Source organism: Parvibaculum sp., assembly GCF_045863935.1.
Classification (GTDB): Bacteria; Pseudomonadota; Alphaproteobacteria; order Parvibaculales; family Parvibaculaceae; genus Parvibaculum.
In genome coordinates this window covers 79172-86354 of the sequence record NZ_BTVP01000012.1, presented here as the reverse complement: position 1 = coordinate 86354, position 7183 = coordinate 79172, and the positions used below count along the sequence as shown (strand labels likewise).

Sequence of the window (7183 nt, the reverse complement as noted above, 5' to 3'; positions counted from 1 at the left end):
CAATCAACGCCAGCCGCTACCCTCTTTTGCAGAGGAATCCCAAGGGGAGGGTGGGAGGAAAGAAAGATGACCGCGCATAACCACAGTCACGACAGCCACGATCATTCGCATAGCCACTCGCATGACCACCACTCGCACGGGCTCGGCAACGAGAAGCGCGTGATGTTCGCGATGTGGTTGACGGGTGGCTTCATGGTACTCGAAGCGGCGGGCGGCATCTTGTCCGGTTCGCTCGCGCTGCTCGCCGATGCCGGCCATATGCTGACCGACACGGGCGCGCTGATGCTTGCCTTCATCGCGACGCGGCTGGCGCGCCGCCCGGCGGACGCGGCGCGCTCCTATGGCTATGCGCGCGCGGAAATTCTCGCCGCCTTCGCGAACGGAATCGTGATGCTCGGCGTCGTGGCCTGGATCGTCGTGGAAGCCGTGGGCCGCATCATGGAACCCGCGCCGGTGCTCGGCGTGCCGATGCTCGCGATTGCCGCGGCGGGTCTTCTCGTCAACATCATCGCCTTCAAGCTGCTGCATGGCGGCGAGGACAATCTCAACATGCGCGGCGCGGCGCTGCATGTCATGGGCGACCTGCTCGGCTCCGTCGCGGCGATTACCGCCGCCCTCATCATCATGGGAACGGGCTACACCATCGCCGACCCCATCCTCTCCGTCTTCGTCGCGCTGCTGATCCTGCGAAGCGCCATCGGCATCACGAAGGAAAGCGCGCACATATTGATGGAAGGGTCGCCCGAAGGCGCGGGCGGCGAAACGATCGCCGAAGACCTGATGGGCAATGTGCCCGGCGTCTGCAACGTGCATCATGTGCATGCGTGGTCGCTCGGCACGGGACGCGCGGTTGCGACCCTTCACGCGCAACTCACACCCGGAACCGACGCAGGCAAGGCGCTCGGGGACATCAAGGGACGGCTCGCCTCGGAATTCGGCATCGGCCATGCGACGGTCCAGATCGAGGAAGAGGACTGCCCGGACCACGAACATGCGAGCGAGCGCTAGGTACACAGGTCACTGTTCTTTCTCGTCATGATCCGGCTTGAACGTTCCCGTCAAGCTGTTGCAAGATCGGATTGTTCCCTCTACCCCAAGTCGTCATGGCCCGCTTCATGCGGGCCATCCACGTCTTGGCGACAAGGAAATGACGAAGAGAAAGACGTGGATGACCCGGACAAGCCGGGTCATGACGATTGAGAGGGCGAGTTATCCACGGGCGCTACCTCCCGGAAAATTCATCTCCTTTTTCATGCTGCGATGCAGTATGATGGGCGCCAACGCGGCAAGGGGTGGCAATGGCCTACACATTCGATAGCTGGGGCGATCTGCACGACGACGAAAATCAGTCCCGCGAGCCGGGCTGGCTGTCGCGTCTTGGCGAGTTGCGCATCTTCGCCGAACTCGGCGCGCTGGCGCCCGCGATCCCGGCGCTGCTCGCCGCACCGCGCGGCGACGGACACGCCGTGCTGGTGCTGCCCGGCGTGCTGACGGGCGACGAATCGACCATCGTCATCCGCCGCTATCTGGAAGAACTCGGCTATGCCGCCCATCCCTGGAAACAGGGCCACAATTGGGGCCCGAGCCGGGAACTGCACGAGAAGCTGCGCGCGCGGCTGACGGAACTGCATGAACGCTATGGACGGCGCATCAGCATTGTCGGCTGGAGCCTTGGCGGCATCTTCGCGCGTGAACTGGCGAGGGAATTTCCCTATGCGGTGCGCCAGGTGGTGACGCTGGGCAGCCCTTTCGGTTCGGACATCGCCGTGGACGGCACGAGGAAACCGGATGCCGCCGCGCGCCGCCGTGTGCCGCCACCGGTTCCCTGCTCGTCCATCTATTCACGCAGCGACGGCATCGTCTCGTGGGAAGCCTGCCGCGAGCAGCCTTCGGAGCAGACGGAAAACATCGAGGTTCCCGCGACGCATCTCGGCATGGGCTTCAACCCGCTCGTGCTCTGGGCCGTCGCCGACCGCCTCGCGCAGGCGGAAGGCGACTGGTCGCCCTTCGACCGCGCCGGCTGGCACGGGATGGTTTACGGGTAGGTTTGAACGTTCTTCTTCCCATCTTTCTTTGTCACCCCCGGGCTTGACCCGGGGGTCCAGAAGGCGCGGAACGCGCCGTCTCGCTTCACAACAACCCTTCCCGCGACCCCAGCACAAAAGGTTTTTCGAAGATGGACGCCGCCTAGCGGCGGCTTCTGGATGCCCGGATCAAGTCCGGGCATGACGAAGTTGGGAGGCAGGGAGCGAACCGCAAACACACAATTCGCCGCCGCCGTTCCCGGCTTTCGCCAGGATGACACTGATGGTGTAGTCTTCTTCAAAACAGAAAAACAAGGGAGAAGCACCCATGAGCCTGAGCGAACAACATAAGCAGCTCATCGAAAATTCCATCGAGCGCGTGGCGGATGTGGCGGGCGATCCGAGCCCCCTCGTCTATGCGCGGCTCTTTGCCGAACAGCCGGAGATGGAACCGCTGTTCATTCTCGACCGGGACGGCAGCGCGCAGGGGCACATGCTGGCCGAGGCGCTCGACTGCGTGTTCGACCTTCTCGGTCCCCGCGGCTATGCGCGCACGCTCATCCAGAGCGAACTCACCAATCACTCGGGCTTCGGCGTTCCGCCCACCGTCTTCGCGACATTCTTCCGTGTCGTGAGGGATTGTTTTGCCGAGGTCCTGGGCAGCGAGTGGAACGCCGAGACGGATGCCGCCTGGGGCGAGCTGCTTCGCGAGATCGACGCGATCGTCGAGCAGCAGACCGCGAAAGCCGGAATGGAAGTGGGGTGAAGATTTTTCATCCTCACATTCGTCACCCCCGGGCTTGACCCGGGGGTCCAGAGCAACACGGGACAGCGCAAGCGGCTCCTGGATGCCCGGGTCAAGCCCGGGCATGACACTTTGATTCAGGCAGCCTCACCCGCCCTCACCCCTGCAATCCTTGCAGCTTCCGTGAAACCGATGCGCGGAGACGACAGCACCGGCACGGCGAGCTCGCCCGCGAGGCGCGCGGCGGGCGCCATCGACGCCTGCGCCAGCACCAGAAGATCGACATGCGCCGCCGCCTCGCCGAGACGCGCGGCGATGCCGGCGTGGTAGTCGTCGAGACGGCCCGCGCGGAAAGCAGGCCAGACATCGTCGAACAGGAACTCGCGCAGCTCCACGTCGCGGCCCGCGCGGGCAGCCGAGCTTTCGAGAAGCGCGCGCGTGGGCTGGAGCGTGGGCGCGAGCGCCGCGCAGATGCCGATGCGCCTTCCCTCACGCACCGCACGGTCCGCCATCGGCCGGTCGATGCGCATGACCGGAATTTCCGCCTCGCCCGCCGCCTTCTCGGCTTCCGCGCCGAGCGTCGAACAGGTGCAGACGACGACACGCGCCCCGCCATGGCCAAGCGCGAGCAGGGCTTCCTGCGTGCGCAGCGAAATGGCAGGCGTGAGACCGCCCGCCTTTTCGGTGGCGGCCAGCAGATCCTCGCGCACGACATGCGTGAGCCGGAGGCCCGGCGCGATCTCGTCGCGAAGCCGCTCGAAGGTTTCGATATGGAGCGCCGCCGTGTGCAGGAAGGCGACGGCGGCACCGTGAGGTGCGAATGATGGAGGCATGTGACCTCTCCTGAAAAGGAAAGGGCCCCCCGCGATCTTCGCGGAGGGCCCCATGTATCGTCGGGCTGATGCGAGATCGCGTCAGTTCTTGTCCTTGTCTACGAGTTTGTTCGCCGAAATCCACGGCATCATCTCGCGAAGGCGGGCACCCACCTCCTCAATGGGGTGAGCGGCGGCATGCGCGCGCGTCGCCTTGAAGCTCGTCTGGTTGACCTTGTTCTCGAGCATCCAGTCGCGCGTGAATTTGCCGGACTGAATGTCGTTCAACACGCGCTTCATCTCGGCCTTGGTTTCCGCCGTGATGATGCGCGGGCCGGTGACGTATTCGCCATACTCGGCCGTGTTCGAGATCGAGTAGTTCATGTTGGCGATGCCGCCTTCATAGATGAGGTCGACGATGAGCTTCACTTCGTGCAGACATTCGAAGTAAGCCATCTCCGGCGCGTAACCGGCTTCCGTCAGCGTTTCGAAACCGGCGCGGATGAGCTCGACCAGACCGCCGCAGAGCACGACCTGCTCGCCGAAAAGGTCCGTCTCGCATTCCTCGCGGAAGGTCGTCTCGATGATGCCGGCGCGGCCGCCGCCATTCGCCGACGCGTAGGAAAGGCCGACATCATGCGCATTGCCCGTCGCGTCCTGATGGACGGCGATGAGCGAGGGCACGCCGCCGCCGCGCTTGTATTCCGAACGCACCGTGTGGCCGGGGCCCTTCGGCGCGACCATGAGGACGTCGATGTCCTTGCGCGGCTCGATCAGGTTGAAATGGATGTTGAGGCCATGCGCGAAGAGCAGCGCCGAACCCGGCTTCATGTTGTCATGCAGGTCGGCATAATAGATGTCGGCCTGCAGCTCGTCCGGCGTCAGCATCATGAGCACGTCGGCCCACTTCGCGGCGTCGGCGACCGTCATCACCTTGAGGCCCTCGCCTTCCGCCTTCTTCGCGGTGGCGGAGCCCGCGCGCAACGCCACGGCGACTTCCTTGACGCCCGAGTCGCGCAGGTTCAGCGCATGGGCATGGCCCTGGCTGCCATAGCCGATGATGGCGACTTTCTTGCCCTTGATCAGGTTCACGTCCGCGTCGCGGTCGTAATAAACGCGCATGGTTTCTATTCCTTCGGTTCGTCTCTAAATCACATCGCCTCGGGACCGCGGGCGATTGCCACCACGCCGGTCCGCGACACATCAACCAGTCCGAGCGGGCGCATGAGCCCGATAAAGGCATCGATCTTGTCCGGCGCGCCCGTCACCTCGAAGATGAAGGAGGAATGCGTCGTGTCGATCACGCGGGCGCGGAACGCATCCGACAGGCGCAGCGCCTCGACCCGCTTCTCCCCCGTGCCCGCGACCTTGACGAGCGCCATTTCGCGCTCGACCGCTTTCGCCTCGACGGTGAGGTCCATCACCCTGTGGACCGGCACCAGCCGGTCGAGCTGCGCCTTGATCTGCTCGATGACCATGGGCGTGCCCGAGGTAACGACCGTGATGCGCGAGGTATGCTCGGCCTGGTCCACCTCGGCGACGGTGAGGCTCTCGATATTGTAGCCCCGCCCCGAAAAGAGCCCGATCACGCGCGCAAGTACCCCCGCCTCGTTGTCCACGAGTACGGAAATGGTGTGCCGCTCGATTGTCTCGTCCTTTTTCATGCGCGTCTCTGTAGTGGCAATGGGCCGCCGTGGAAAGAGTTCTTTTATTTTCCCCTCTCTTATTCGTCACCCCCGGGTCAAGCCCGGCAATGACAAATGAGGGGTCAGACCAGCATCTTTCCTTCTTCCGACACGCTCGCGCCGTCCGGATCGTCGCCCAGGATCATCTCGTTATGGGCGGCGCCGGACGGGATCATCGGGTAGCAGTTCTCGAGCTGGTCGACCCGGCAGTCGAACATGACCGGTCCGGGCGTCTCGATCATCTTCTTGATCGCGGCATCGAGCTCGGAGGGCTTTTCGGCCCGGATGCCCGTCGCGCCATAGGCTTCCGCCAGTTTCACGAAATCGGGCAGCGAGTCCGAATAGGAGTGGGAATAGCGGCCCTCATGGAGGAGCTGCTGCCACTGGCGGACCATGCCCATATATTCATTGTTCAGGATGAAGATCTTGACCGGCAGCATGAACTGAACGGCGGTCGAGAGTTCCTGCATGTTCATCAGGATCGAGGCTTCGCCCGCGATGTCGACGACGAGGGCGTCCGGATGCGCGATCTGCGCGCCGATGGCCGCCGGCATGCCATACCCCATCGTGCCGAGGCCGCCCGACGTCATCCAGCGGTTCGGCTCGTCGAAATGGAAGTGCTGCGCCGCCCACATCTGGTGCTGGCCGACTTCCGTCGTGACATAGACCTCGCGGCCCTTCGTCATTTCGTAGAGGCGCTGGATCGCCTGCTGCGGCTTGATGACGTTCTCATTCGTCTTGTAGGAGAGCGACTTGCGGTCGCGCCAGATGTCGATCTGCTTCCACCAGTCGGCGAGCGCCGCCTTGTCCGGCCGCCGTGCCTTCGACTTCCAGATACGCAGCATGTCTTCGAGTACATGGGCGCAATCGCCGATGATGCCGACATCGGCACGGACGTTCTTGTTGATCGAGGAAGCGTCGATATCGACGTGAATCTTCTTCGAATGGGGCGAGAAGGCATCGAGACGGCCCGTCACGCGATCGTCGAAACGCGCACCGATATTGATGAGCACGTCGCAATCATGCATGGCGTTGTTGGCTTCGTAGGTGCCGTGCATGCCGAGCATGCCGAGCCACTGCTTGTCCGAAGCCGGATAGGCGCCAAGACCCATCAGCGTCGACGTGATCGGATAGCCGGTGAGACGAACGAACTCGCGCAGCAACTGGCTCGCAACCGTGCCCGAATTGATGACGCCGCCGCCCGTGTAGAACATGGGCTTCTTCGCGTTCGCGATGAGATCGACCGCTTCCCTGATCTTGTCGATGTCGCCCTTCATGCGCGGCCGGTAGGTGCGATGCGTGATGTGCGGCGAGACGGTATATTCGGCCCTCTCGAACTGGACGTCCTTCGGAATGTCGATGACGACGGGGCCGGGACGGCCATGCGTCGCGACATAGAAGGCCTCGTGCATGACGCGCGCGAGTTCCGGCGCAGACTTCACGAGCCAGTTGTGCTTCGTGCAGTGACGCGTGATGCCGACCGTGTCCGCTTCCTGGAAGGCGTCGGAGCCGATGAGATGCGTCGCCACCTGCCCCGTGAGGCAGACGATCGGGATGGAATCCATCAGCGCATCGGTGAGGCCGGTAACGGCATTGGTGGCACCCGGCCCGGAGGTGACGAGAACGACGCCGGGCTTGCCGGTCGAGCGTGCATAGCCCTCGGCGGCATGAACCGCGCCCTGCTCGTGGCGGACAAGGATGTGGCGAATCTTGTTCTGCTGGAACAGCGCGTCGTAGATCGGGAGAACGGCGCCGCCCGGATAGCCGAAGATCGTGTCTACGCCCTGATCGACCAGCGCCTTGATGACGATTTCCGCGCCTGTCAGTTCCTGAGCCGCCATTGTTCCGGTCCTTATGCGCCTCGGCATGCAATGCCGGGAGGCAAAAACAACAAAGCGGCCTGCACGAGCACCGGAT

7 protein-coding genes are annotated in these 7183 nt (G+C 63.7%); 3 read left to right on the top strand and 4 right to left on the bottom strand.

Translation table 11 applies throughout. The features are described 5' to 3' along the window. Positions 1 to 66: 66 nt before the first annotated feature. The 3 genes from ACKUUH_RS07155 to ACKUUH_RS07145 all read left to right on the top strand — a co-directional run bounded on the left by ACKUUH_RS07155 (position 67) and on the right by ACKUUH_RS07145 (position 2790). Positions 67 to 1008, top strand: a complete 942-nt coding sequence (locus ACKUUH_RS07155) for a cation diffusion facilitator family transporter (protein WP_407949201.1) — start codon at positions 67 to 69, stop codon at positions 1006 to 1008. A 290-nt stretch (positions 1009 to 1298) separates the two neighbouring features. Further along, a complete protein-coding gene (locus tag ACKUUH_RS07150) occupies positions 1299 to 2045 on the top strand; it encodes an alpha/beta hydrolase (protein ID WP_407949200.1) in 747 nt (248 codons plus the stop codon). Positions 2046 to 2352: 307 nt separating this feature from the next. Further along, the gene (locus ACKUUH_RS07145) at positions 2353 to 2790 is read left to right on the top strand and encodes a globin domain-containing protein (protein WP_407949198.1); all 438 of its coding nucleotides are present in this window, start codon (positions 2353 to 2355) and stop codon (positions 2788 to 2790) included. Positions 2791 to 2906: 116 nt separating this feature from the next. On the opposite strand, the gene ACKUUH_RS07140 is transcribed toward ACKUUH_RS07145, so the two are convergent. The 4 genes from ACKUUH_RS07140 to ACKUUH_RS07125 all read right to left on the bottom strand — a co-directional run bounded on the left by ACKUUH_RS07140 (position 2907) and on the right by ACKUUH_RS07125 (position 7107). After that, positions 2907 to 3602 carry an aspartate/glutamate racemase family protein gene (locus ACKUUH_RS07140; protein ID WP_407949197.1) on the bottom strand — a complete coding sequence of 232 codons (696 nt, stop codon included), beginning with the start codon at positions 3600 to 3602 and terminating at the stop codon, positions 2907 to 2909. A gap of 81 nt (positions 3603 to 3683) precedes the next feature. Beyond that, positions 3684 to 4703, bottom strand: coding sequence for a ketol-acid reductoisomerase (gene ilvC, locus ACKUUH_RS07135; protein WP_407949196.1), 1020 nt, complete (start codon positions 4701 to 4703; stop codon positions 3684 to 3686). Positions 4704 to 4732: 29 nt separating this feature from the next. Continuing rightward, positions 4733 to 5245: an acetolactate synthase small subunit gene (ilvN, locus tag ACKUUH_RS07130; protein WP_322311626.1), complete on the bottom strand. Its 513-nt coding sequence runs from the start codon at positions 5243 to 5245 to the stop codon at positions 4733 to 4735. A 104-nt stretch (positions 5246 to 5349) separates the two neighbouring features. After that, positions 5350 to 7107, bottom strand: a complete 1758-nt coding sequence (locus tag ACKUUH_RS07125) for an acetolactate synthase 3 large subunit (RefSeq protein ID WP_407949195.1) — start codon at positions 7105 to 7107, stop codon at positions 5350 to 5352. Positions 7108 to 7183: the final 76 nt, after the last annotated feature.